The following is a 22387-nucleotide window of genomic DNA, read 5'->3' as shown; positions in this document are numbered from 1 at the left end:
TCCCGGCCCCGCGCGTTGCCCGCTTCGGCCGTGTGAATCCGTCGTTACGGTGTCTTGACGACCCCTGTGTGACCGGTCACAATCCTGGCATGAATGTGACCGGTCACACAAGGAGACCGGCGAGCATCAGGGACGTGGCGACCGCCGCCGGCGTCTCGTACCAGACCGTCTCCCGGGTGATCAACGGCCACCCCAGCGTCAAGCCGTCCACCCGGGAACGCGTGCTCGCCGCCATCGAGGAACTCGGCTTCCGCCGCAACGCCACCGCCCTCGCCCTGGCCAGCGGACGCACGCGGGCCGTGACCGTGCTCACCGCCAACACCACCCACCACGGCTACGCCTCCATCCTCCAGGGCATCGAGGAGGAGGCCCGCGCCGCCTCGTACACGATGGCGATCGGCGTCCTGGAGTCGGCGGAGGAAGCCGCCGTCGCCGCCGCGGTGCAGCGGGCGGCGGACGCGGGCGGCGGGCTGATCGTGATCGCCTACGATCCGGCAGGCGTCCGCGCCCTGGAGGCCGTCCCCGCCGAACTGCCCGTCGTCGGCGTCGTCGAGACCCCCGCGGGGCGGCCCGGCGACGACCGGCCCTGGGTGTGGACCGACGACCGCGAGGCCGCCTACCAGGCGACCCGCCATCTGCTCGCCCTCGGCCACGAGACCGTGCACTACGTCGCCATCCCGTCCAGCACCCGCCGCACCAGCGCCCGTACGACGGGCTGGCGGCAGGCGCTGCGGGAGGCCGGAGCCCCCGAACCCCGTCCGTTGCAGGGCTCTTGGGGCCCGGCGGGCGGATACGCGGCAGGCCTGCGACTCGCCGAGGACCAGAACGTCACCGCCATCCTGTGCGGCAACGACGACCTCGCCCTCGGCGTCCTGCGCGCCCTGCACGAGACCGGCCGCTCCGTCCCCGGCGAGATCAGCGTGGCCGGTTTCGACGACGCCCCGCACTCCGCCTATCTGACCCCGTCCCTGACGACCGTACGCCTGGACTTCACCGGCCTCGGACGGGCCGCGTTCGCCCTGCTGCACGGGGTGTTGGAGAAGTCCGCGCGGATCGCCCCGCACCCCGTCTCCGTACCGGAACTGGTGGTGCGGGAAAGCTCGGGGCCGCCGCCCGCCCACGACTGAACAAGCCCGGTACCGCCGCCTCCTGGACCCCCGTTCGTGAAAGGCACGTGAGGTACGTGATCATGAGACGAGCCCTCCCCGCGCTGGCCCTGATATGCGTCTCCGCCCTGGCCGCCACCGCGTGCAGCGACCCCACCGCGGGCGACGCCGGTACGGACGACAAGCAGGCGGTGGTCGACCCCACCGCCCGCCTGGACGGCGTACGGCTGACGATGTGGACGGCGCAGAACACCGTCAACGCGCCGAAGCAGGTCATCGACGCCTTCGAGAAGGCCACCGGCGCCCAGGTGGAGACGCAGGCGATCCCGGACCTCTACGAGCAGAACGTGCCGACGAAGCTGGCCTCCGGCGACCGGCCCGACCTGATGTTCTGGCAGCCGTCCATCTCCACGCTGCCGTTCGTGCAGCCGCAGCAGAACCTCCTCACCCTCGACGGCGAGGAGTGGGTCTCGAAACTCGGCGACACCGAGCGGTCCCTCGGCGTCATCGACGGCAAGCGGTACGCGGCGATCGTCACCAGCCCCGCCATGCTCGGCGTCTACTACAACAAGGACGTCTTCAAGCAGGCGGGCCTCGGTGAGAAGGACTTCCCGCAGTCGTACGACGAACTGCTGGCGCTCGGCCACCAGGTGGTCGACAAGACCGACGCGGCCGGCTTCTACGAGGCCGGCGGCGACAAGTGGCCCCTGCAGTGGCAGATGCAGGTCCAGCTCACCGACCTCGACCAGCAGTGGTGGGCGGACCTGAACCGGAACAAGGAGAAGTGGACCGCCCCGGCCGTCGTCGGCGCGATCAAGAAGTACAAGGAGCAGCTGCTCGACGCCGGACTCGCGCAGAAGAACTACCGCACCGGCACCTTCACCGGCCAGGCCGACGCCCTGTGGAAGGGCGAGGCCGGCATGGTCCTCAACGTCACCTCCTTCCAGAGCCAGTTGCAGGCCAAGTACTCCACCGCCGAGATCGACCAGAAGATCGGCTGGTTCCCGATCGCCAACTCCTCCGCCACCGGCATGTACTCGCCCGACCAGACCAACGGCGTCGTCGCGTTCAAGACCGGTGACGAGAAGCGGCAGAACGCCGCCCGGCAGTTCCTCGCCTTCTGGCTCGGCCCCGACTACCCCGCCTACATCGAGGAGATGAAGATCCCGTCCGTGCAGCCGTCCGTGCCCACCCCGGACGGGCTGCCGCAGACGGCCAAGGACCAGGTGGCCGCGCTGCCGACGGCGATCGGCGTCTTCCAGGCCAAGGCGATCGTCGCCCCGGACACGCACCTCTACCTCGCCGACATGCTCTACGACAAGAAGACGCCGGAGCAGGTCGCCCAGGCCATCCAGGACCAGTTCACGCAGGTGGCGAAGGCCCAGGGCGCACCCGGGTTCCAGCCATGACGGACACGGTCGTACGCACCGAGCCCCCGCCCGTGACGGGCGTACCGAAGAAGGCCGGGCGGCTGCCGCGTGCCGCCGTCCACCACCCCTGGTGGTTCGCGCTGCCCGCGATCGCCGTCTTCGCGGGCTTCTTCCTGGTGCCCAACCTGCTCAACTTCTACTACCCGTTCACCGACTGGTCCTCCTACCACGCGGACATCGCCTTCACCGGCCTCGACAACTTCCGCACCATCGCCGCGGACGGCTCCCTCCTCCGCGCGATCCGCACGACGCTGCTCTACGCCCTGCTGGCGGCGCTCTTCCAGAACGGCTTCGGGCTGGTGCTCGCGCTGCTGCTGGAGTCCGACACCCGCTTCAACCGGTTCTTCCGGGCCGTCTTCTTCCTCCCGGTGCTCATCTCGGCGCTCGCGACCGGTTACGTCTTCCAGACCCTCCTCGACCAGGACGGCGCCGTCAACTCGGTGCTGGGCACGGACATTCCGTGGCTGGGCTCGACGACCTGGACGCTCGTCCTCGTCACGGTCATCCACGGCTGGAAGTGGATGGGCCTGTCGATGCTGATCTATCTCGCCGGGCTGAAGGGCATCCCCGGCGACATGCTGGAGGCCGCGAAGTGCGACGGCGCCGGCCCCTGGCGGACCTTCTGGTCGGTGCGCTGGCCGATGCTCGCCCCGGCGGTCACCTTCAACGTCACCACGGCCCTGATCGGTTCGATGAACACCTTCGACATCGTGCAGGCCACGACCGGCGGCGGCCCCGCGGCCTCCACCGAGGTCTTCAACATCTACATGTTCCGGATCTTCGGCCAGGGCCTGTACGCCCAGGCCTCCGCGATGAGCCTCGTGCTGTTCCTGGTGGTGGTCGTCATCGCGATCCCGTTGGTCGTCGGCCTGCGGCGAAGGGAGCAGCTGCTGTGACCGCGGTGGTGTGGCGGTACGGCCGCCCGGCCCTGGTCGTCCTGCTCGCCGGGCTCGCCGTCGGCGTACCGCTGTGGCTGGTCCTGGTCACGTCCGCCAAGCCGCAGGCCGAGGCCATCAAGCCGAACCTGGACATGCCCGGGCACTGGCAGCCGGGCGGCAACTACCAGGACGCCGTCAGCCAGGGCGAGATGCTCCGCGGCTTCCTCAACTCCCTGCTCGTCGTGGTGCCGTCGGTCGTCCTCGTCCTGATCCTCGGCGCGGGCGCCGCCTGGGTCTTCGCGCGCCGCAGGTCGAAGCTGGTCTCGGCGGCGTACGCGCTGTGCATCAGCGGACTGCTGCTGCCGCCCGCCGTCATCACCATCGTGATGGAGCTGCGCCAGCTCGGCCTGGCGGGCACCCGCCCAGGAATGATCGCCGTCTACACCGGCATGTACCTCTCCACCTCCATCTTCTTCATGACCGGCTTCATCCGGTCGATCCCCATGGAGCTGGAGGAGGCCGCGCGGATGGACGGGGCCGGGCCGCCGCGGATCTTCCTGCGCATCATCCTGCCGCTGCTCAGGCCCGTCATCGCCACCGCGACGATCATGGTGATGCTCTATGCCTGGAGCGACATCTTCTACGCGTTCTTCGTCCTCGGCGGCGGAGAGCGGGCGACCCTCCCGCTCAACCTCTACAAGGTCGCCAGTACCCAGCTCTACCTCAACAACTGGCATCTCGTCTTCGCCTACGTCGTGGTGATGAGCCTGCCGATGGTCGCCGTGTTCCTGGTGGCCCAGCGAAAGATCGTGTCCGGAATCACCAGTGGAGCCGTCAAGTAGCACTCAGTCAACGGAGGTCCAGCGTGAGCCCCCGCACCAGATCCCGCACGAGATCCCGTACCAGAACCGCCCTGGTCACAGCCGCACTTGGAGTCGCCACCATGGCAGGCACACTCCCCACCGCGGGACCGGCCGCAGCTGCCGGCCCGCAGCGCCTCACCGTCGACCTCGCCGCCTCCGAGGGCCCGGTGACGCTCGGCGCCAACGGCGCGCTCTACGGCCTCAGCGACGACGGCGTGCCCAGCGACGCGGCCCTGGAGCCCCTGAAGATCACCAGCATCTCGCAGAAGCCGGAGGGCGGCGCCCAGCACCCCAACGGCGACGCCCTCACCGTCTCCCAGTCGTTCTTCCGCAACGGCGGCGGCGAGATCAACGTCATGATGCAGGACATCTACGCCAAATGGCCGTACGAGGACCTCGGCATCGACGACTACCTCCCCAAGGTCGACAAGATCGTCAAGCAGGTGGCGGCCGACCCGAACAGCGACCGTTTCGTCTACATCCCGTTCAACGAGCCCGACCAGATCTGGTACCACCTCGGCGTCTCCGACCAGGCCACCTACGAGAAGAACCGCGACCGTTTCTTCCAGGACTGGAAGACGGTCTACCACCGCATCCGCGCCATCGACCCGGACGCGAGGATCGCCGGTCCCAATGAGGCCGCCTACCACACCCGTCTGCTCCGCGACTTCCTCGCCTTCGCCAAGCGCGAGAACGTCCTCCCGCAGATCATGACCTGGCACGAGCTGGGCCCCGGCTCGCTGCGCGACTTCCAGGCGCACTACGACAACTACCGCACGCTGGAACGCGAGGCGGGCATCGCACCCCTGAAGATCAACATCGATGAGTACGCCAACCGCCGCGACCTGTCCGTGCCCGGACAACTCGTCCAGTGGGTCTCGATGTTCGAGCGCAACAAGGTGTACGCCAACGCGGCCTACTGGGACGCGGCCGGCAACCTCAGCGGCCATGTCGTGCGCAGCAACATCCCCAACGGCGGCTGGTGGTTCTTCCGCTGGTACGCCGGGCTCACCGGCGACACGGTCAAGGTGACCCCGCCCCAGCCCCACACCGTCGACACCCTCCAGGGCCTCGCCTCCCTCGACCGCTCCCGCCGCCAGGCCCAGGTCCTGCTCGGCGGCTCCGCCGGCGACTCCGACGTGGTCGTGCACAACGTCCCCCGGTCGCTCTTCGGCCGCACGGTCACCGCGGCCGTCGCCGAGGCCGCCTGGTCGGGGTACGAGGGACAGCACGCGGCGCCCCGCGTCCTCGCCCGCACGAAGCTCACCGTCGCGGCCGACGGCACGGTGACGGTCCCGCTGCGCGGCATGCACAAGATGTCGGCGTACCGGATCGTCCTCACCCCCGGCGGCTCCGGCACCCCGGCCGCCCCCGCCGTCCCGTGGTCCGCCTCGTACGAGGCCGAGGACGCGGCGATCACCGGCGGCCGCGTCTACACGCAGGGCACCGTCAGCAACGCCAACGGCTACGCGGCCTCCGGCACCAAGGACGTCGGCTCGCTCAACACCCCCACCAGCAAGGTCGACTTCACGGTGACGGTGCCCGAGACCGGCACCTACGACCTGGCGATCCTCTACGGCAACCAGTCCGGCGCCCCCGCCACCCAGAAGCTGTCGATCGACGGCGGGGAACCGGTGACGGTCACCTACCCGTCCACCGAGAACTGGACCTACCGCGCCAAGCGGGACGTCACCGTCCGGCTCCCCGCCGGAACCCACGTCCTCACCCTGGCCAAGGGCGACGCCGAGGTCACCCTCGACCGCATCGACCTGACCGCCCGCACGGGCGAGCCCTCGACGTCGTACGAGGCCACCCTCGCGGACATCAGCGGACGGCCCTCCTACGACTACTCCTCCTCCACCGGCGTCGGCACCGGCGCGCTCGTCCTGCGGGGCGGCGACAAGGCGGTCTTCGACGTGTACGCACCGCGCGACGGCTACTACACGGTGGTGCCGAGGGCGTCGGCGGCGGTGCGGATCGCGCTGCACGGAGAGACGGTGACGGCGGCACCGGGACGGCCCCTGCGCCTCTACCTCGTCGCGGGCAACAACCGCGTCGCGATGACCGCGGGCCACGCCGCCGTCCGCTCCCTCGACGTCTCGGGCGGCGGCTCCACCGCGGGCACGCTCTCCTACGAGGGCGCCACGGCCACCCTCGCGGGCGGTGCCCGGCTGGTGGAGTCGGCGTACGCCTCCGACGGGTCGTACATCGGCCGGCTGGGCAACAGCGCCGACAGCACCGCCGAGTTCACGGTCGACGCGCCCAGGCCCGGCCGCTATCTGCTGGTCGTCCACTACGCGCACAACGACCGGCGCGACAACGGCCACGCCTACAACACGGACATCATGTCCCGTACGGCGGACATCACCGTCGGTTCCGGCGCTCCCCGGAAGGTCACCTTCAAGAACACCTGGAGCTGGGACGACTACTGGACCCTCGGGGTCCCCGTCGACCTGAAGAAGGGCTCCAACAAGGTGACGTTCGGCAACGCGACCGCGTGGGCACCGGACATCGACCGGATCGAACTGGGCCGGGTCGTCGGATAGCCGTCTCCGCGGGGCCTTGGCCGCCGGGACCTCCCGGCGGCCAAGGCCCTTCGCTACTCGGCGACCGGCAGCGAGACCCCGTCCCGCAGGAACAACGGGATACGGTCCAGCGGGGCGTCGACCGTCACGGTCGCACCGCCCTCGTACGACTCACCGGTCCACGCGTCCGTCCAGCGCGCGCCCTGCGGAAGATACGTCGTCCGGGCCGTCGCGCCCGCCGTCAGCACCGGCGCCACCAGCAGATCCCGGCCGAAGAGGTAGGCGTCGTCCACCGACCAGGTCGCCGGATCCTCCGGGAACTCCAGGAACAGCGGCCGCATCACCGGCAGCCCCTCCTCGTGGGCCTCGCGCATGACGTCGAGGACGTACGGCTTCAGGCGCTCACGCAGCCGCAGGTACTTCTCCAGGATCGCGCCGGCCTCCTCGCCGTACGACCACACCTCGTTCGGGCCGCCGGTCATCTCAGGGCCCAGCGGCATGCCCGGGTCGCGGAAGCCGTGCAGGCGCATCAGCGGGGACAGCGCGCCGAACTGGAACCAGCGGACCATCACCTCGCGGTACTCCGGGTCGTACGGGTCGCCGCCGTGGAAGCCGCCGATGTCCGTGTTCCACCAGGGGATGCCGGAGAGCGCGGTGTTGAGACCGGCGGCGATCTGGCGGCGCAGGGTCGGGAAGTCGGTGCCGATGTCCCCGGACCACAGGGCGGCGCCGTAGCGCTGACTGCCCGCCCAGGCCGAGCGGTTGAGGGTGATGATCTCGTCCTCGCCGGACGCCTGGAGGCCTTCGTGGAAGGCGCGGGCGTTCTCCGCCGGGTAGAGGTTGCCGACCTCCAGACCAGGGCCCGCCCAGTAGCGCAGGTTCTCCTGGAAGCCCGGCTTCAGCTCGGGCTCGCAGGCGTCCAGCCAGAAGGCCTTGATGCCGTACGGCTTTAGGTAGTTCGCCTTCACCCGCGACCACACGAACTCCCGGGCGTCCGGGTTCGTGGCGTCGTAGAAGGCGACCTGGACCGTCGACGCCACCTCCTTGTCCGGCCAGTCGGCGTGGGCCAGCGGGCCGTACTGGGTGCCGATGAAGTAGCCGCGCTGCTCCATCAGGGAGTGGTTCTCGGACAGCGGTGAGACCGAGGGCCACACGCTGACCACCAGCTGCACGCCCAGCTCGGCCAGCTCGCGGACCATCGCCGCCGGGTCGGGCCACTCCTTCGGGTCGAACTTCCACTCGCCCAGGTGGGTCCAGTGGAAGAAGTCGCAGACGATCACGTCGAGGGGAAGCCCGCGCCGCTTGTACTCCCGTGCCACGGCGAGGAGTTCGTCCTGGGTGCGGTAGCGCAGCTTGCACTGCCAGAAGCCCGCCGCCCACTGAGGCAGCATCGGCGTCCGGCCCGTGACCGCGCTGTAGCGGCGCTGCGCGTCGGCCGGGGTGCCCGCGGTGATCCAGTAGTCGATCTGGCGGGCCGAGTCGGCGACCCAGCGGGTGCCGTTGTGCGCCAGCTCCACGCGGCCGATCGCCGGGTTGTTCCACAGCAGGGTGTAGCCCCGGCTGGAGGTGAGCACCGGGATGCCGACCTCGGCGTTGCGCTGGACCAGGTCGATGACCAGGCCCTTCTGGTCGAGCCGCCCGTGCTGGTGCTGGCCGAGGCCGTACAGCTGCTCGCCCTCGTAGGCGGCGAACCGCTGCTCCAGCCGGTGGTGGCCGTTGCCGACGGCCGTGTACAGGCGGGGGCCGGGCCACCAGAAGTGGGCGCGCTCCTCGGCGAGGAGTTCCTCGGAGCCGTCGGTGCGCAGGAAGCGGATGAGCCCCTCGGCGTCGACGTGCACGGTCAGTGCCCCGACCGTCAGCTGCCCTTCGCCGTCACCGATCTTGACCGTGCTCTCGGTGGCCGGGGCCTCGGCCGGCAGCGCGCCGGGCAGTCCGTCAAGGATCGGGCCGCCGAGCCGCGCCCGGACCCGGACCGCGTCCGGTCCCCACGGCTCGATCCGTACGGTCTCCTGGCGGCCGCTCCACTCCAGAGCGCCGTCCCGCTCCCGGAACGTGCCGACGGTGGGGGAGGACTGCGCGAGGCTGACCGCGCCTGAAGGGGTCTGGTTTTCGGCAGGCTGATTCACGTGGCGTGCTCCTGGGGGAGTGCAGACAGGGCAGGGCAGTGCAGTACAGGGAGGTGCAGACAGGGAGGTGCCTTCGAAGCCACTCGTAGGCCACTCGTAGGCCGCTCGAAGGCCGCTCGAAGGCCTGGAAGGTGCGGGTCAGGACCCGGACGGCACCGGGCCCGTGCTCGCCCGGACCGTCAACTCCGGGGCGAGCAGCAGCACTTCGTCGCTGCCGCGCCCGTCCAGCTTGGCGACCAGGTGTTCCACGGCGTGCCGGCCCATCTCCTGCGCCGGGATGGCGACCGACGTCAGCCGCACCGACGCCTGGGTGGCGACCTGGTCCGGGCAGATCCCGACCACCGACACGTCCTCCGGCACGGCCCGGCCCTGCTGGCGCAGCAGCGCGAGCAGCGGTTCGACCGCCGACTCGTTCTGCACGACGAAGCCCGTGGTCGCCGGGCGCTCGTCGAAGACCCGGGCGAGCGTCGCCGCCATCGCGTCGTACCCGCCCTCGCACGGCCGGTGCAGCACCCTGAGGCCCAGCTCCCGGGCGCGGGAGCGGAGCCCGTCGAGGGTGCGCTCGGCGAAACCGGTGTGCCGTTCGTACACCGCGGGCGCCTCACCGATGACAGCGATGTCACGGTGACCCAGCATCGCCAGATGCTCGACGCACAGCGCGCCGGTCGCCGCGAAGTCGAGGTCCACGCAGGTCAGGCCGGTGGTGTCGGCGGGCAGCCCGATCAGGACGGACGGCTGGTCGGTGCCGCGCAGCAACGGCAGCCGGTCGTCGTCCAGTTCCACGTCCATCAGGATCATCGCGTCGGCGAGCCCGCTGCCGGTGACCCGGCGTACCGCGTCGGGGCCCTCCTCGCCGGTGAGCAGCAGGACGTCGTACCCGTGGGTGCGGGCGGTGGTGGCGACGGCGATGGCGATCTCCATCATCACCGGCACGTACATGTCCGTGCGCAGTGGGATCATCAGCGCGATGATGTTGGACCGGCTGCTCGCCAGGGCGCGGGCGCCGGCGTTCGGGTGGTAGCCCAGCTCCCGGATGCTCTGCTCGACCCGGTGCCGGGTGGTCGCGGAGATGGACCGCTTGCCGCTGAGGACATAGCTCACCGTGCTCGCCGACACTCCGGCGTGCTGGGCGACCTCGGCGAGGGTGACCATCCAGCTCTCCAAGCTTTGTGAAGCGCTTCGACAGTGCGCAGGGCGAACAACGGCGGGTGAGGGTGGTTCGACAGTAGCTCCAGCGGGGGTGGGTGTCCATAGTCAGTCGAAGCGCTTCGACACGGAATCTTCGACCAGAAATCTACGACCAGAAATCTACGACCCGGAATCTACGACCCAGAAACTTCGACACGGAATCCCGGGCAGCGGGCGACGCCTGCCGGTGCGGTCGCTCGAACGGACGTACCTGCACCGTCTCCCGGAAGGGCCCCTGGTGCAACGGGTCCGCGGGGCCGAGTTCGGCTGAACGGTTGCGCGCGGGGTGGTGGCCGCGCCCGGGATCGGGTACATACGAACGGGTAGCACCCGTCGGTAACCACATCGGATCCTCATCCCTCTTCGCGGCGAGGTGACCCTCATGTCCGCAGCTCCCACCACCCGACCCACCGTCACCGAACGTGAGGCCCGCCAGGTGGCGGAGGCGGCCCGGGAACAGCAGTGGCGCAAGCCCAGCTTCGCCAAGGAACTGTTCCTCGGGCGTTTCCGCCTCGACCTCATCCACCCCCACCCCCTGCCTCCGGACGAGGACGCCCAGCGCGGCGAGGAGTTCCTCACCAAGCTGCGCGACTTCTGCGAGACGAAGATCGACTCCGCCCGCATCGAGCGGGACGCGCGGATCCCCGACGAGGTGATCGACGGGCTGAAGGAGCTCGGCGCCTTCGGCATGAAGATCGACACGAAGTACGGCGGCCTGGGCCTGACGCAGGTGTACTACAACAAGGCCCTCGCCCTGGTCGGCTCCGCCAACCCGGCCATCGGCGCGCTGCTGAGCGCCCACCAGTCGATCGGCGTACCGCAGCCGCTGAAGATCTTCGGCACCCAGGAGCAGAAGGACGCCTTCCTGCCGCGCTGCGCCCGCACCGACATCTCCGCCTTCCTGCTGACGGAACCGGACGTCGGCTCCGACCCGGCCCGGCTCGCCACCACCGCCGTCCCGGACGGCGACGACTACATCCTCGACGGCGTGAAGCTCTGGACGACGAACGGCGTCATCGCCGACCTCCTGGTCGTGATGGCACGCGTGCCGAAGTCCGAGGGGTACAAGGGCGGCATCACGGCCTTCGTCGTGGAGGCGACCGCGGAGGGCATCACCGTCGAGAACCGCAACGCCTTCATGGGCCTGCGCGGCCTGGAGAACGGTGTCACGCGCTTCCACCAGGTCCGCGTCCCGGCCGCCAACCGGATCGGCCCGGAGGGTGCGGGCCTGAAGATCGCCCTCACCACCCTGAACACGGGCCGGCTGTCGCTGCCCGCGATGTGCGTGGGCGCCGGGAAGTGGTGCCTGAAGATCGCGCGGGAGTGGTCGGGCGCCCGGGAGCAGTGGGGCAAGCCGGTCGCGCTGCACGAGGCGGTCGGTTCGAAGATCGCGTTCATCGCGGCCACGACCTTCGCGCTGGAGGCCGTACTGGACCTGTCGTCCCAGATGGCGGACGAGGACCGCAACGACATCCGCATCGAGGCCGCGCTCGCCAAGCTGTACGGCTCCGAGATGGCCTGTCTGATGGCGGACGAACTGGTCCAGATCCGCGGGGGCCGCGGCTTCGAGACGGCCGAGTCCCTGCGGGCCCGGGGCGAGCGCGCGGTGCCCGCCGAGCAGATCCTTCGCGACCTGCGGATCAACCGTATCTTCGAGGGCTCGACCGAGATCATGCACCTGCTGATCGCCCGCGAGGCGGTCGACGCCCATCTCTCGGTCGCAGGTGATCTGATCGACCCCGACAAGTCCCTGCAGGACAAGGCGAAGGCGGGCGCGCAGGCCGGTGTCTTCTACGCCAAGTGGCTGCCGAAGCTGGTGGCGGGACCGGGGCAGATCCCGTCGTCGTACGGGGAGTTCAAGCACGGCATCGACCTCTCGCCGCATCTGCGGTACGTCGAGCGCACCTCCCGCAAGCTGGCCCGGTCCACCTTCTACGCCATGTCCCGCTGGCAGGGCCGGATGGAGACCAAGCAGGGCTTCCTGGGCCGGATCGTGGACATCGGCGCCGAACTGTTCGCGATGAGCGCGGCCTGCGTCCGCGCCGAACTCCTGCGCAGCCGGGGCGAGCACGGCCGTGAGGCCTACCAACTCGCCGACGCCTTCTGCCGCCAGTCCCGCATCCGCGTCGACGAGCTCTTCGGCCGGCTGTGGACCAACACCGACGACCTCGACCGCAAGGTGGTCAAGGGGGTCCTGGCGGGCAGCTACGAGTGGCTGGAGCAGGGCGTCGTCGACCCGTCCGGAGACGGACCGTGGATCGCGGACGCGACCCCCGGCCCTTCCCGGAAGGAGAACGTGCACCGCCCGATCCGGTGAGAGCCCGCAGGGTGTCCTCCCGGGAGGGGACACCCTGCCCGGCGGCCGGGCCTCGTACCCGTCCCCGCGATGCTCGGCGAGGGATCACGCCGCATAGGGTGCGGCGATGGGACCGAGTACGCCGCCCGATCGGGTCGTCACCCGCCTCCGCGCGCACGGAGAGCGCATCCGCCTGCGGACTCGTCGAAGAAGCGGTGGCCGGCCCGGTGTCGGTGATGCGCGTCGTTCCGGCGACCTTCCGCAACACACCCCCGTGAGGGGGACACCCTGTCTGCGCACGCGCGCGTGCGGCCACAATGGAGCAATGAGTGACAGTCCCGCACCCCTCGCCGACCCGCACCTGGTCCACGACCCCGTAACGGGCGACGGCCCGAAGGACGTGGTGATCCTCGGGTCCACCGGGTCGATCGGCACGCAGGCCATCGACCTCGTCCTGCGCAACCCGGACCGCTTCCGGGTCACCGGCCTGTCCGCCAACGGCGGCCGGGTCGGCCTCCTCGCCGAGCAGGCGTACCGGCTCCGGGTCCGGACCGTCGCGGTGGCCCGCGAGGACGTCGTACCGGCGCTGCGGGACGCGCTGAGCGCGCAGTACGGCGCGGGGGAGCCGCTCCCCGAGATCCTCGCCGGACCCGACGCGGCCACCCAGCTCGCCGCCTCCGCCTGCCACACGGTGCTGAACGGCATCACCGGCTCCATCGGCCTCGCCCCGACCCTCGCCGCCCTGGAGGCGGGCCGCACCCTCGCGCTCGCCAACAAGGAGTCGCTCATCGTGGGCGGCCCGCTGGTCAAGGCCCTCGCCAAGCCCGGCCAGATCATCCCCGTCGACTCCGAGCACGCGGCGCTCTTCCAGGCGCTCGCCGCGGGCACCCGCGCGGACGTCCGCAAGCTCGTCGTCACCGCGTCCGGCGGCCCCTTCCGCGGCCGGACGAAGGCGGAACTGGCGAACGTCACCGTCGAGGACGCCCTCGCCCACCCCACCTGGGCCATGGGACCCGTGATCACGATCAACTCCGCGACCCTCGTCAACAAGGGCCTGGAGGTCATCGAGGCACACCTGCTGTACGACATTCCCTTCGAACGCATTGAGGTGGTCGTGCATCCGCAGTCGTATGTCCACTCGATGGTTGAGTTCACGGACGGATCCACGATCGCCCAGGCGACGCCCCCGGACATGCGCGGGCCCATCGCCATCGGCCTCGGCTGGCCCGAGCGCGTCCCCGACGCGGCGCCCGCCTTCGACTGGAGCACGGCGTCGACCTGGGAGTTCTTCCCGCTCGACACCGACGCCTTCCCGTCGGTCGGCCTCGCCCGGCACGTCGGAGAGCTCGCGGGCACCGCCCCGGCGGTGTTCAATGCCGCCAACGAGGAGTGCGTGGACGCGTTCCTGCGTGGCACGCTGCCGTTCAACGGAATCATGGAGACGGTCACCCGGGTCGTCGACGAACACGGCACTCCCGGCACGGGAACCTCGCTCACCGTGCCGGACGTCCTCGAAGCGGAGACCTGGGCCCGCGCCCGGGCCCGTGAACTGACGGCACAGACCGGACATACGGCGCAGACAGCCACCGCGGAGGCGCGTGCATGACGACCCTGATGATGATCCTCGGCATAGTCGTGTTCGCGGTCGGCCTGCTGATCTCGATCGCATGGCACGAGCTGGGGCATCTGTCCACCGCCAAGCTCTTCGGCATCCGCGTCCCGCAGTACATGGTCGGCTTCGGCCCGACACTGTTCTCACGCACCAAGGGCGAGACCGAGTACGGCATCAAGGCCATCCCGCTCGGCGGCTACATCCGTATGATCGGCATGTTCCCGCCCGGCCCCGACGGCCGCGTGGAGGCCCGCTCCACCTCGCCCTGGCGCGGCATGATCGAGGACGCCCGCTCGGCCGCCTTCGAGGAGCTGCGGCCCGGCGACGAGACCCGCATGTTCTACACGCGCAAGCCGTGGAAGCGGGTCATCGTGATGTTCGCGGGCCCGTTCATGAACCTGGTCCTGGCGTTCGTCCTCTTCCTCATCGTGCTGATGGGCTTCGGCATCTCCCAGCAGACCACCACCGTCAGCTCGGTCTCCCAGTGCGTGATCGCACAGAGCGAGAACCGCGACACGTGCACCTCGGCGGACCGGCCCTCCCCGGCCGCCGCGGCCGGCCTGAAGGCGGGCGACAAGATCGTCTCCTTCAACGGCGTCCGGACCGACGAGTGGAACGCACTGTCGGACCTGATCCGCGCCAACCCCGGCAAGGAGGTGCCGATCGTCGTCGACCGCAAGGGCGAGGACGTCACCCTGCACGCGAAGATCGCCACCAACCAGGTCGCCAAGAAGGACTCCAGCGGCCAGATCGTCCAGGGCGAGTACGTCACCGCCGGCTTCCTCGGCTTCAGCGCCGCCACCGGCGTCGTCCGGCAGGACTTCGACGAGTCCCTGGTGTGGATGGGCGACCGAGTCGGTGAGGCCGTCGACTCCCTCGCTGCCCTGCCCGGCAAGATCCCGGCCCTGTGGAACGCCGCCTTCGACGGTGCCGAACGCGAACCCGACTCCCCGATGGGCGTGGTCGGCGCGGCCCGCGTCGGCGGCGAGATCTTCACCCTCGACATCCCACCCACCCAGCAGCTGGCGATGGCCCTGATGCTGGTGGCCGGTTTCAACCTCTCCCTGTTCCTGTTCAACATGCTCCCGCTGCTCCCGCTCGACGGCGGGCACATCGCGGGCGCGCTGTGGGAGTCGCTGCGGCGGAACCTGGCGAAGGTGCTGCGGCGGCCCGACCCGGGCCCGTTCGATGTGGCGAAGCTGATGCCGGTGGCCTACGTGGTGGCGGGGATCTTCATCTGCTTCACCGTCCTCGTCCTGATCGCGGACGTGGTTAACCCGGTGAGAATCTCCTAGCCATACGGAGTTGGCGGCGGCCCGGCATGCTGGATGCCGGGCCGCCTTCCATCGAGTGGGTTTACGGGGCGTGAGGTGCTGACGCACAAACGCGTGCCGTAATCTCGAAGCCTGGAGCCCGCTGCTGACGGGACCGGACCTTGATCCACGACTTGGGGTTGCACAGCAGATGACTGCGATTTCTCTCGGCATGCCGTCCGTTCCGACCAAGCTCGCCGAGCGCCGGAAGAGCCGGCAGATCCAGGTCGGCTCGGTGCCGGTCGGCGGGGACGCGCCGGTCTCGGTCCAGTCCATGACCACGACCCGTACGTCGGACATCGGCGCCACCCTTCAGCAGATCGCCGAGCTCACCGCCTCCGGCTGCCAGATCGTCCGCGTGGCCTGCCCCACCCAGGACGACGCCGACGCCCTCGCGACCATCGCCCGCAAGTCGCAGATCCCCGTCATCGCCGACATCCACTTCCAGCCGAAGTACGTCTTCGCCGCGATCGAGGCGGGCTGCGCCGCGGTCCGGGTGAACCCGGGCAACATCAAGCAGTTCGACGACAAGGTCAAGGAGATCGCCAAGGCCGCCAAGGAGCACGGCACGCCGATCCGCATCGGCGTGAACGCCGGCTCCCTGGACCGGCGCCTGCTGCAGAAGTACGGCAAGGCGACGCCGGAGGCCCTGGTCGAGTCGGCCCTCTGGGAGGCCTCGCTCTTCGAGGAGCACGACTTCCGGGACATCAAGATCTCCGTCAAGCACAACGACCCGGTCGTGATGATCGAGGCCTACCGCCAGCTCGCCGCCCAGTGCGACTACCCGCTGCACCTCGGCGTCACCGAGGCGGGCCCCGCCTTCCAGGGCACGATCAAGTCGGCGGTCGCCTTCGGAGCGCTGCTCTCGCAGGGCATCGGCGACACGATCCGGGTGTCGCTGTCGGCGCCGCCCGCCGAGGAGGTCAAGGTCGGCATCCAGATCCTGGAGTCGCTCAACCTCAGGCAGCGCGGCCTGGAGATCGTCTCCTGCCCGTCCTGCGGCCGCGCCCAGGTCGACGTCTACAAGCTGGCGGAGGAGGTCACGGCCGGCCTCACCGGCATGGAGGTCCCGCTCCGCGTCGCCGTCATGGGCTGCGTCGTCAACGGCCCCGGCGAGGCCCGCGAGGCCGACCTCGGCGTCGCCTCCGGCAACGGCAAGGGCCAGATCTTCGTCAAGGGCCAGGTCATCAAGACCGTCCCGGAGTCCAAGATCGTCGAAACCCTCATCGAGGAGGCCATGAAGCTGGCCGAACAGATGGAGGCGGACGGTGTGACGTCGGGCGAGCCGTCGGTGTCAGTCGCCGGCTGAACAACGCCCTAAGGGGCGCGGGGAACTGCGCGAGAAACCACACGACACCCGCACCCGCCAAGCAAACAGAAACCACCCGAGTCAGTAGGCGCACACCAACACCCCCCACCTCAAAACGGGCGGTACCTCACGCAGGGCGGCACGGCTCAGCTTCCGCAGGTACAGTGCGGAGATCAGCAGATCCCACCCGTGAGGCCCCGCCCGTGTTGACCCAGACCACCTCCCGGGTCCTCGAACCGAGCGACCTGGACGCCGCGCTCGCCGTCCTCGACCGCGAGCCGGTGGCCAACGCCTTCGTGGCCTCCCGGGTCCAGGTCGCCGGCCTCGACCCGTGGCGGCTCGGCGGCGAGATGTGGGGCTGGTACGAGGACGGCATGCTGACCTCCCTCTGCTACGCGGGCGCCAACCTCGTCCCCATCTGCGCCACCCCCCGCGCCATCCGCGCCTTCGCCGACCGCGCCCGCAGGGCGGGCCGCCGCTGCTCCTCCGTCGTCGGCCCCGCCGAACCCACCGCCGAACTCTGGCGGCTCCTCGAACCCCACTGGGGCCCGGCCCGCGAGGTGCGCGCCCACCAGCCGCTCATGGTCACCGACCGCATGCCCGCCGACATCGCCCCGGACCCCTACGTCCGCCGCGTCCGCAAGGACGAGATGGAGACGATCATGCCGGCGTGCGTGGCGATGTTCACCGAGGAGGTCGGCGTCTCCCCGCTGGCCGGCGACGGTGGCCTCCTCTACCAGGCCCGCGTCGCCGAACTCGTCGGCTCCGGCCGCTCCTTCGCCCGCCTCGACGACCACGGCAAGGTCGTCTTCAAGGCGGAAATCGGCGCCGCGACGGACCGGGCCTGCCAGATCCAGGGCGTCTGGGTGGCCCCCGAGTACCGGGGCAGGGGCCTGGCGGCCCCCGGCATGGCAGCGGTCCTCCGCTACGCCCTCGCGGAGGTCGCCCCGGTGGTCAGCCTGTACGTCAACGACTACAACACGGCGGCGAGAAGGACGTACCGAAGGGTCGGCTTCCAGGAGGTCGGCGCGTTCATGAGCGTGTTGTTCTGAGACGTGCTGTTCCATCCAGCCCGCACTCCGCGGACAACCGAAACCCCCCTGTAAGCTCCCGCCATGGACCTCGTCATCGGCCCCTTGGACCTCCCCGCCCACGTAGACGAGGCCCTCGCAATCCAAGCCGCAGCCTTCGGCCTCGGCCCCGACGAGGTAGCCGTCCGCCGCCAGATCGTCCTGCGCCACATGACCTACCCCGGCGCGAGAGCCCTCGGCGCGACAACGGAAGGCCGCCTGGTCGGTTTCGTCTACGGCATGCCCAACGACCGCACCCACTGGTGGTCCACCGTAGTGGAGCCCTACCTCCGCGCCCAGGGCCACGCCGACTGGCTCGACAACTCTTTCGTGATCACCGAGCTGCACGTCCTTCCCCGCTACCAGAACCGCGGTATCGGCCGGGCCCTCATCACCGCGATCACCGACACGGCGAGCGAAACCCGCTCCATCCTCTCGGCGATCGACACCGACAGCCCCGCCCGCGGCCTCTACCACTCCCTCGGCTACCAGGACCTGGCCCGCCAGGTCCACTTCCCGAGCGCCCCCAAGCCGTACGCCGTCATGGGCGCCCCACTGCCCCTGCGCCGTTAACCGATTTCCACCGCCAGGTGCCCCCCGGCTAACCTCCTGCCATAACCCTTACGCAGCAGGAGTACGAGAACCATGGCGAACGCATCGGTCCAGCGCATGTCCCAGTTGATGGCGAAGACGCTGCGCGACGACCCGGCGGACGCCGAGGTCCTCAGCCACAAGCTGCTCGTCCGCGCCGGCTACGTCCGCCGTACCGCCGCCGGCGTGTGGTCCTGGCTGCCGCTCGGCAAGAAGGTCCTCGCCAACGTGGAGCGGGTCGTCCGCGAGGAGATGGACGCGATCGGCGCCCAGGAGGTGCTGCTCCCCGCGCTGCTGCCGCGTGAGCCGTACGACGCGACCGGCCGCTGGGACGAGTACGGCCAGGAGCTGTTCCGGCTGAAGGACCGCAAGGGCGGCGACTACCTCCTCGGCCCCACCCACGAGGAGATCTTCACCCTGCTGGTGAAGGACCAGTGCACGTCCTACAAGGACCTGCCGGTGATCCTCTACCAGATCCAGAGCAAGTTCCGGGACGAGGCCCGCCCGCGCGCGGGCATCCTGCGCGGCCGTGAGTTCCTGATGAAGGACTCCTACTCCTTCGACCTCGCCGACGAGGGCCTCGCCGAGTCGTACGCCCTGCACCGGCAGGCGTACCAGAGGATCTTCGAGCGCCTCGGCCTCGACTACCGCATCTGTGCCGCGACCGCCGGCGCGATGGGCGGCTCCAAGTCGGAGGAGTTCCTCGCCCCGGCCGAGGCCGGCGAGGACACCTTCGCGGACTGCCCGAACTGCGACTTCGCCGCCAACACCGAGGCGATCACCTACGAGCTGAAGCCGGTGGACGCCTCCGGCGTCCCCGCCGCCGAGGACATCCCGACCCCGGACACCCCGACCATCGAGACGCTCGCCGCCTCCCTCGGCGTCCCGGCCTCCGCCACTCTGAAGAACCTCCTGGTGAAGGTCGACGGCGAGGTCGTCGCCGTCGGCGTGCCCGGTGACCGCGAGGTCGACCTGGACAAGGTCGAGGCGCACTTCGCCCCGGCGGTCGTCGAGATGGTCACCGAGGCGGACTTCGCGGCCCGCCCGGACCTGGTCCGCGGCTATGTCGGCCCGCAGGGCCTGGGCGAGAAGGTCAAGTACGTCGCCGACCCGCGCGTGGCGCCCGGCACGGCCTGGATCACCGGCGCCAACAAGGAACACACGCACGCCAAGAACGTCGTCGCGGGCCGTGACTTCGAGGTCGACGAGTACATGGACGTCGTGGTGGTCCAGGAGGGCGACCCGTGCCCGAAGTGCGGCACGGGCCTGAAGCTGGACCGCGCCATCGAGATCGGCCACATCTTCCAGCTGGGCCGCAAGTACGCCGACGCGCTCAAGCTCGACGTCCTCGGCCAGAACGGCAAGCCGGTCCGCGTGACCATGGGCTCGTACGGCATCGGCGTCTCCCGTGCGGTCGCCGCGCTCGCCGAGCAGACCGCCGACGACAAGGGCCTGTGCTGGTCCAAGGAGGTCGCCCCGGCCGACGTGCACGTGGTCGCCGCGGGCAAGGCCCTGCAGACCGAGCTGGCCCTGGAGGTCTCCGACAAGCTGGCGGCGGCCGGTGTGCGCGTCCTGGTGGACGACCGCGCGGGAGTCTCCCCGGGCGTGAAGTTCACCGACGCGGAGCTGATCGGCGTACCGCAGATCCTGGTGGCCGGGCGGCGCGCGGGCGAGGGCGTGGTCGAGCTCAAGGACCGCAGGACGGGTGAGCGTGAGGAACTCCCGGTCGACGAGGCGATCGCCCGCCTGACGGCCGCCTCCTGACACGGCATCACCCGACGGGACCTCGGCCCGTTCAGGGCCGAAGCGGTGGCCTGGGGGCGGCAGCCCCCAGCACACCAGCCGCAACGTCTGCAACCACTACAACCACGCGGCGAACTCCAGCAACAACTCCGAGTCACCCCGCCGCCCCACGCGCAGCGCCCGCACGCCCGACTCCACGGCCCGGAACAGCGTCCAGCCGCGCAGCCGCTCCTGGTCGACGTCCAGGGACTCCGCGAGCCGCTTCACCCGCCGCCGGGTCGTCGCCGCCCCCGACGGCGTGGCGATCAGGTCCTCCACCCGGTCCCGGACGAGCCGTGCCAGGTCGAAGGCGCACTCGCCGACCACCGGATCGGGGCCGACCGCCAGCCACGGAATCCGGTCCCCGGCGAGCACCTTGCTCTGCCGGAACGTGCCGTGCAGCAACCGCTGCTCGGGCGGCGCCGCCAGCAGCTCCTCCCGGGCGGCGAGGGCCGCGTCCACCAGCGGGACGAGGTCCGCGTCGGCGCTCGCCCGCATCGCCTCGGCCTGCCGCCCGGTCCGCCCGGCCACGGTTTCGAAGGGATACCCCGGCGGCGGCTCCACCCACAGCTTCCGCAGCGTCCCCGCCGCCTCCAGCAGCGCCTTGGCCTCGGGCAGCGACCGCACCGACATCTCCGGATGCAGTCGCTCCAGCAGCAGCGCACGGTCCGCGGCGGCCGGTTCGAGCAGCTGTACGGCGCCCCGGCCGCCCCAGTGTGCCAGCGCGGCCCGCTCGCTCTCCGGGCGGGCCCGGGGCGGGGCCAGCTTCAGCACCGCCGGCGTGCCGTCCGCCCGCCGCACCAGCAGCACGAGGCTGCTCCGGCCGCCCGGCACCTGCACCCGTTCCACGGTCAACTCGCGTAGAGCCACGGCCTGTTGCGCCGCCTCGGGCAACTTCTGAAGCCAGTCGTCACCGTCCGGCGCCGTCTCACCGAGCGCTCTGACCAGACGCTGCGGCGGTTCGAAAGCCATACGCGAGGTTTCCCCTTCCAGTACGCGTCACGCCGTCGGTGTCGCCGGCGCCGAGGTGACGCCGGCCCGCTCGGCGAGCCCAGGGAAGGCTACGCTCCGGCCGCGCCAGCGCGCCGCCCGCACCGCCGCCTCGCGCAGCGCGGCCGCGGCCGAGCCCCGCCGCCCACCGTCGGCTGCCCGCACCAGGTCGGAGTACACCCCGGCCACACGTTCCTCCAGCTCGGCGGCGAGTCGTACGGCCGTCTCCGGGTCGGTCACCGGGAACGGCAGCGCGTACCCGGCGGCCGCGGCCACCGGCTCGGCGCCCAGCGCCCGCACCTCGCGCACCAGGGCATCCCGCCGCGCGCGATGGCCGTCGTACGCCGCCCGCGCCTCCGCACGCCGCTCCTCATCGATCCGCCCACCGACCACGCCGTACCCATACACCGCGGCATGCTCAGCCGCCAGCGCAGCCTGCAGGGCCCGCAGCTGCCCGTCCTTCGCCTCGCTCATGCCTTGCCTTCGCTTTCCGTGAGCAGATCCGGGTGCGCCGCTCGGATGGCCGTCGGAGTCCCCTGCAGGCGCGCGGCTGGGTCGGCGACCGGAGTCGCCTGTAGGTACGCGGCGCCGGTGGCCGCCGGCGCTGCCTGGAGGGCCCGCAGTTCCCCGCCCTTGGCCTCGCTCATGCCTCGCCCTCGCCCTCCGTGAGCAGATACGCGTGCGCCGCCCCGGCCGCCGCCACCGACGCCAGCAGGCGGGCCAGTTCGCCCGGTACGCCGAGCAGCGCCTTGGCCCGCTGGTCCGCCAGCGCCCGTTCGGCGGTGGCCAGGTCGGTGAGGGCGGCCTGTTCGGTGTCCGGGACGGTCAGGGGGGCCTTCTCGGTGGCCGGGGCCGAGGCCGACACCGTGGGAGAGGGCTGCGCCGCGACGCCGCCGAACGCCTCCGCGTGCCGCACCGCCTCGTCGCGCAGCGGTCGCAGCCGCTCCGTGAGCCCCGGGTGGGCGGCCATCACGGCGTCGTACCGTGCGACCAGCCCGTCGCTGTCCCGGGCCGCACGCGCGCGTGCCCGGTCGGCGGCCGACGGGCTGCCGCCCGTGGTGTCGGAGTCGGCGGGGCCGGGCGAGCAGCCGGTGAGCAGGGCGACGCCCGCGGCCGAGGCGAGCAGGGTCCTTCTGCGCGGCCCCGAGGGCATGCGCGGCGACAGGGGAAACGACACGGCTGACGTCCTCGAAGGCTCGTACGAAAGGACTGGGCGGCACGCCCAATGATCACCGTACCCGCGCATGTGTCCGAGGCCAGTCATCGGCACCGTCCCGACCGAGGTGGACGGCATCACTGCCCGGGACC

Annotated in this window: 18 protein-coding genes; 12 read left to right on the top strand and 6 right to left on the bottom strand. The window is 70.8% G+C overall.

Annotation, left to right across the window (positions count from 1 at the left end; all coding sequences use genetic code 11):
- Window positions 1-68 precede the first annotated feature (68 nt).
- The 5 genes from HJD23_RS10555 to HJD23_RS10535 all read left to right on the top strand — a co-directional run bounded on the left by HJD23_RS10555 (window position 69) and on the right by HJD23_RS10535 (window position 6823).
- Window positions 69-1127, top strand: a complete 1059-nt coding sequence (locus HJD23_RS10555; RefSeq protein ID WP_240980682.1) for a LacI family DNA-binding transcriptional regulator — start codon at window positions 69-71, stop codon at window positions 1125-1127.
- Window positions 1128-1186: 59 nt separating this feature from the next.
- Window positions 1187-2515, top strand: coding sequence for an ABC transporter substrate-binding protein (locus HJD23_RS10550; RefSeq protein WP_171118821.1), 1329 nt, complete (start codon window positions 1187-1189; stop codon window positions 2513-2515).
- The gene (locus tag HJD23_RS10545; protein ID WP_171114490.1) at window positions 2512-3432 is read left to right on the top strand and encodes a sugar ABC transporter permease; all 921 of its coding nucleotides are present in this window, start codon (window positions 2512-2514) and stop codon (window positions 3430-3432) included. The genes HJD23_RS10550 and HJD23_RS10545 overlap by 4 nt, the downstream gene beginning before the upstream one ends.
- Window positions 3429-4256 carry a carbohydrate ABC transporter permease gene (locus HJD23_RS10540; RefSeq protein WP_171114491.1) on the top strand — a complete coding sequence of 276 codons (828 nt, stop codon included), beginning with the start codon at window positions 3429-3431 and terminating at the stop codon, window positions 4254-4256. The genes HJD23_RS10545 and HJD23_RS10540 overlap by 4 nt, the downstream gene beginning before the upstream one ends.
- Before the next feature lie 101 nt (window positions 4257-4357).
- Complete coding sequence (locus HJD23_RS10535) at window positions 4358-6823, top strand: CBM35 domain-containing protein (protein ID WP_171114492.1); 2466 nt, start codon at window positions 4358-4360, stop codon at window positions 6821-6823.
- Between the two features lie 53 nt (window positions 6824-6876).
- Here HJD23_RS10535 and HJD23_RS10530 read toward each other — a convergent pair whose 3' ends face one another.
- The gene (locus HJD23_RS10530) at window positions 6877-8928 is read right to left on the bottom strand and encodes a glycoside hydrolase family 31 protein (RefSeq protein WP_171114493.1); all 2052 of its coding nucleotides are present in this window, start codon (window positions 8926-8928) and stop codon (window positions 6877-6879) included.
- A gap of 138 nt (window positions 8929-9066) precedes the next feature.
- The gene (locus tag HJD23_RS10525) at window positions 9067-10080 is read right to left on the bottom strand and encodes a LacI family DNA-binding transcriptional regulator (protein ID WP_171114494.1); all 1014 of its coding nucleotides are present in this window, start codon (window positions 10078-10080) and stop codon (window positions 9067-9069) included.
- A gap of 418 nt (window positions 10081-10498) precedes the next feature.
- Between HJD23_RS10525 and HJD23_RS10520 the strand changes: the two genes are divergently transcribed.
- From HJD23_RS10520 to HJD23_RS10490, 7 genes are all read left to right on the top strand, one after another.
- A complete protein-coding gene (locus HJD23_RS10520; RefSeq protein ID WP_171114495.1) occupies window positions 10499-12433 on the top strand; it encodes an acyl-CoA dehydrogenase family protein in 1935 nt (644 codons plus the stop codon).
- A 304-nt stretch (window positions 12434-12737) separates the two neighbouring features.
- Window positions 12738-14018 (top strand): 1-deoxy-D-xylulose-5-phosphate reductoisomerase, encoded by a 1281-nt coding sequence (gene dxr / locus HJD23_RS10515; RefSeq protein WP_171114496.1) that lies wholly within the window; start codon window positions 12738-12740, stop codon window positions 14016-14018.
- An 8-nt stretch (window positions 14019-14026) separates the two neighbouring features.
- Window positions 14027-15319: a site-2 protease family protein gene (locus tag HJD23_RS10510; RefSeq protein WP_171118823.1), complete on the top strand. Its 1293-nt coding sequence runs from the start codon at window positions 14027-14029 to the stop codon at window positions 15317-15319.
- Window positions 15320-15488: 169 nt separating this feature from the next.
- The gene (gene ispG, locus HJD23_RS10505) at window positions 15489-16646 is read left to right on the top strand and encodes a flavodoxin-dependent (E)-4-hydroxy-3-methylbut-2-enyl-diphosphate synthase (protein WP_171134012.1); all 1158 of its coding nucleotides are present in this window, start codon (window positions 15489-15491) and stop codon (window positions 16644-16646) included.
- A 203-nt stretch (window positions 16647-16849) separates the two neighbouring features.
- A complete protein-coding gene (locus HJD23_RS10500; RefSeq protein ID WP_171108877.1) occupies window positions 16850-17698 on the top strand; it encodes a GNAT family N-acetyltransferase in 849 nt (282 codons plus the stop codon).
- A gap of 63 nt (window positions 17699-17761) precedes the next feature.
- Window positions 17762-18289, top strand: a complete 528-nt coding sequence (locus tag HJD23_RS10495) for a GNAT family N-acetyltransferase (RefSeq protein WP_171108875.1) — start codon at window positions 17762-17764, stop codon at window positions 18287-18289.
- A gap of 72 nt (window positions 18290-18361) precedes the next feature.
- Complete coding sequence (locus HJD23_RS10490; RefSeq protein ID WP_171108873.1) at window positions 18362-20071, top strand: proline--tRNA ligase; 1710 nt, start codon at window positions 18362-18364, stop codon at window positions 20069-20071.
- Window positions 20072-20167: 96 nt separating this feature from the next.
- Here HJD23_RS10490 and HJD23_RS10485 read toward each other — a convergent pair whose 3' ends face one another.
- The 4 genes from HJD23_RS10485 to HJD23_RS10470 are packed head-to-tail and all read right to left on the bottom strand — an operon-like array spanning window position 20168 to window position 22256.
- Entirely contained in the window at window positions 20168-21061 is an 894-nt protein-coding gene (locus HJD23_RS10485; RefSeq protein ID WP_171108871.1) for an aminoglycoside phosphotransferase family protein, read from the bottom strand.
- Window positions 21062-21088: 27 nt separating this feature from the next.
- Window positions 21089-21553, bottom strand: coding sequence for a ferritin-like domain-containing protein (locus tag HJD23_RS10480; protein WP_171108869.1), 465 nt, complete (start codon window positions 21551-21553; stop codon window positions 21089-21091).
- Entirely contained in the window at window positions 21550-21726 is a 177-nt protein-coding gene (locus tag HJD23_RS10475) for a hypothetical protein (RefSeq protein WP_171108868.1), read from the bottom strand. Before HJD23_RS10475 ends, HJD23_RS10480 begins: the two co-directional genes overlap by 4 nt.
- Window positions 21723-22256 (bottom strand): hypothetical protein, encoded by a 534-nt coding sequence (locus HJD23_RS10470; protein ID WP_171134011.1) that lies wholly within the window; start codon window positions 22254-22256, stop codon window positions 21723-21725. The genes HJD23_RS10475 and HJD23_RS10470 overlap by 4 nt, the downstream gene beginning before the upstream one ends.
- Between the last annotated feature and the right edge of the window lie 131 nt (window positions 22257-22387).

It is taken from the genome of Streptomyces sp. Z423-1, assembly GCF_013009255.1.
In the GTDB taxonomy this organism is placed as follows: Bacteria; Actinomycetota; Actinomycetes; order Streptomycetales; family Streptomycetaceae; genus Streptomyces; species Streptomyces gossypiisoli.
Note: the sequence above shows the minus strand (reverse complement) of the source record. Positions and strands in the feature narration are given on the sequence as shown.

Coding starts and splice junctions, on each gene's coding strand:
- HJD23_RS10495 (WP_171108875.1), top strand. CDS start 17,762: ATGGACCTCGTCATCGGCCCCTTGGACCTCCCCGCCCACGTAGACGAG.
- HJD23_RS10490 (WP_171108873.1), top strand. CDS start 18,362: ATGGCGAACGCATCGGTCCAGCGCATGTCCCAGTTGATGGCGAAGACG.
- ispG (WP_171134012.1), top strand. CDS start 15,489: ATGACTGCGATTTCTCTCGGCATGCCGTCCGTTCCGACCAAGCTCGCC.
- HJD23_RS10475 (WP_171108868.1), bottom strand. CDS start 21,726: ATGAGCGAGGCCAAGGGCGGGGAACTGCGGGCCCTCCAGGCAGCGCCG.
- HJD23_RS10525 (WP_171114494.1), bottom strand. CDS start 10,080: ATGGTCACCCTCGCCGAGGTCGCCCAGCACGCCGGAGTGTCGGCGAGC.
- HJD23_RS10520 (WP_171114495.1), top strand. CDS start 10,499: ATGTCCGCAGCTCCCACCACCCGACCCACCGTCACCGAACGTGAGGCC.
- HJD23_RS10485 (WP_171108871.1), bottom strand. CDS start 21,061: ATGGCTTTCGAACCGCCGCAGCGTCTGGTCAGAGCGCTCGGTGAGACG.
- HJD23_RS10480 (WP_171108869.1), bottom strand. CDS start 21,553: ATGAGCGAGGCGAAGGACGGGCAGCTGCGGGCCCTGCAGGCTGCGCTG.
- HJD23_RS10535 (WP_171114492.1), top strand. CDS start 4,358: ATGGCAGGCACACTCCCCACCGCGGGACCGGCCGCAGCTGCCGGCCCG.
- dxr (WP_171114496.1), top strand. CDS start 12,738: ATGAGTGACAGTCCCGCACCCCTCGCCGACCCGCACCTGGTCCACGAC.
- HJD23_RS10510 (WP_171118823.1), top strand. CDS start 14,027: ATGATGATCCTCGGCATAGTCGTGTTCGCGGTCGGCCTGCTGATCTCG.
- HJD23_RS10545 (WP_171114490.1), top strand. CDS start 2,512: ATGACGGACACGGTCGTACGCACCGAGCCCCCGCCCGTGACGGGCGTA.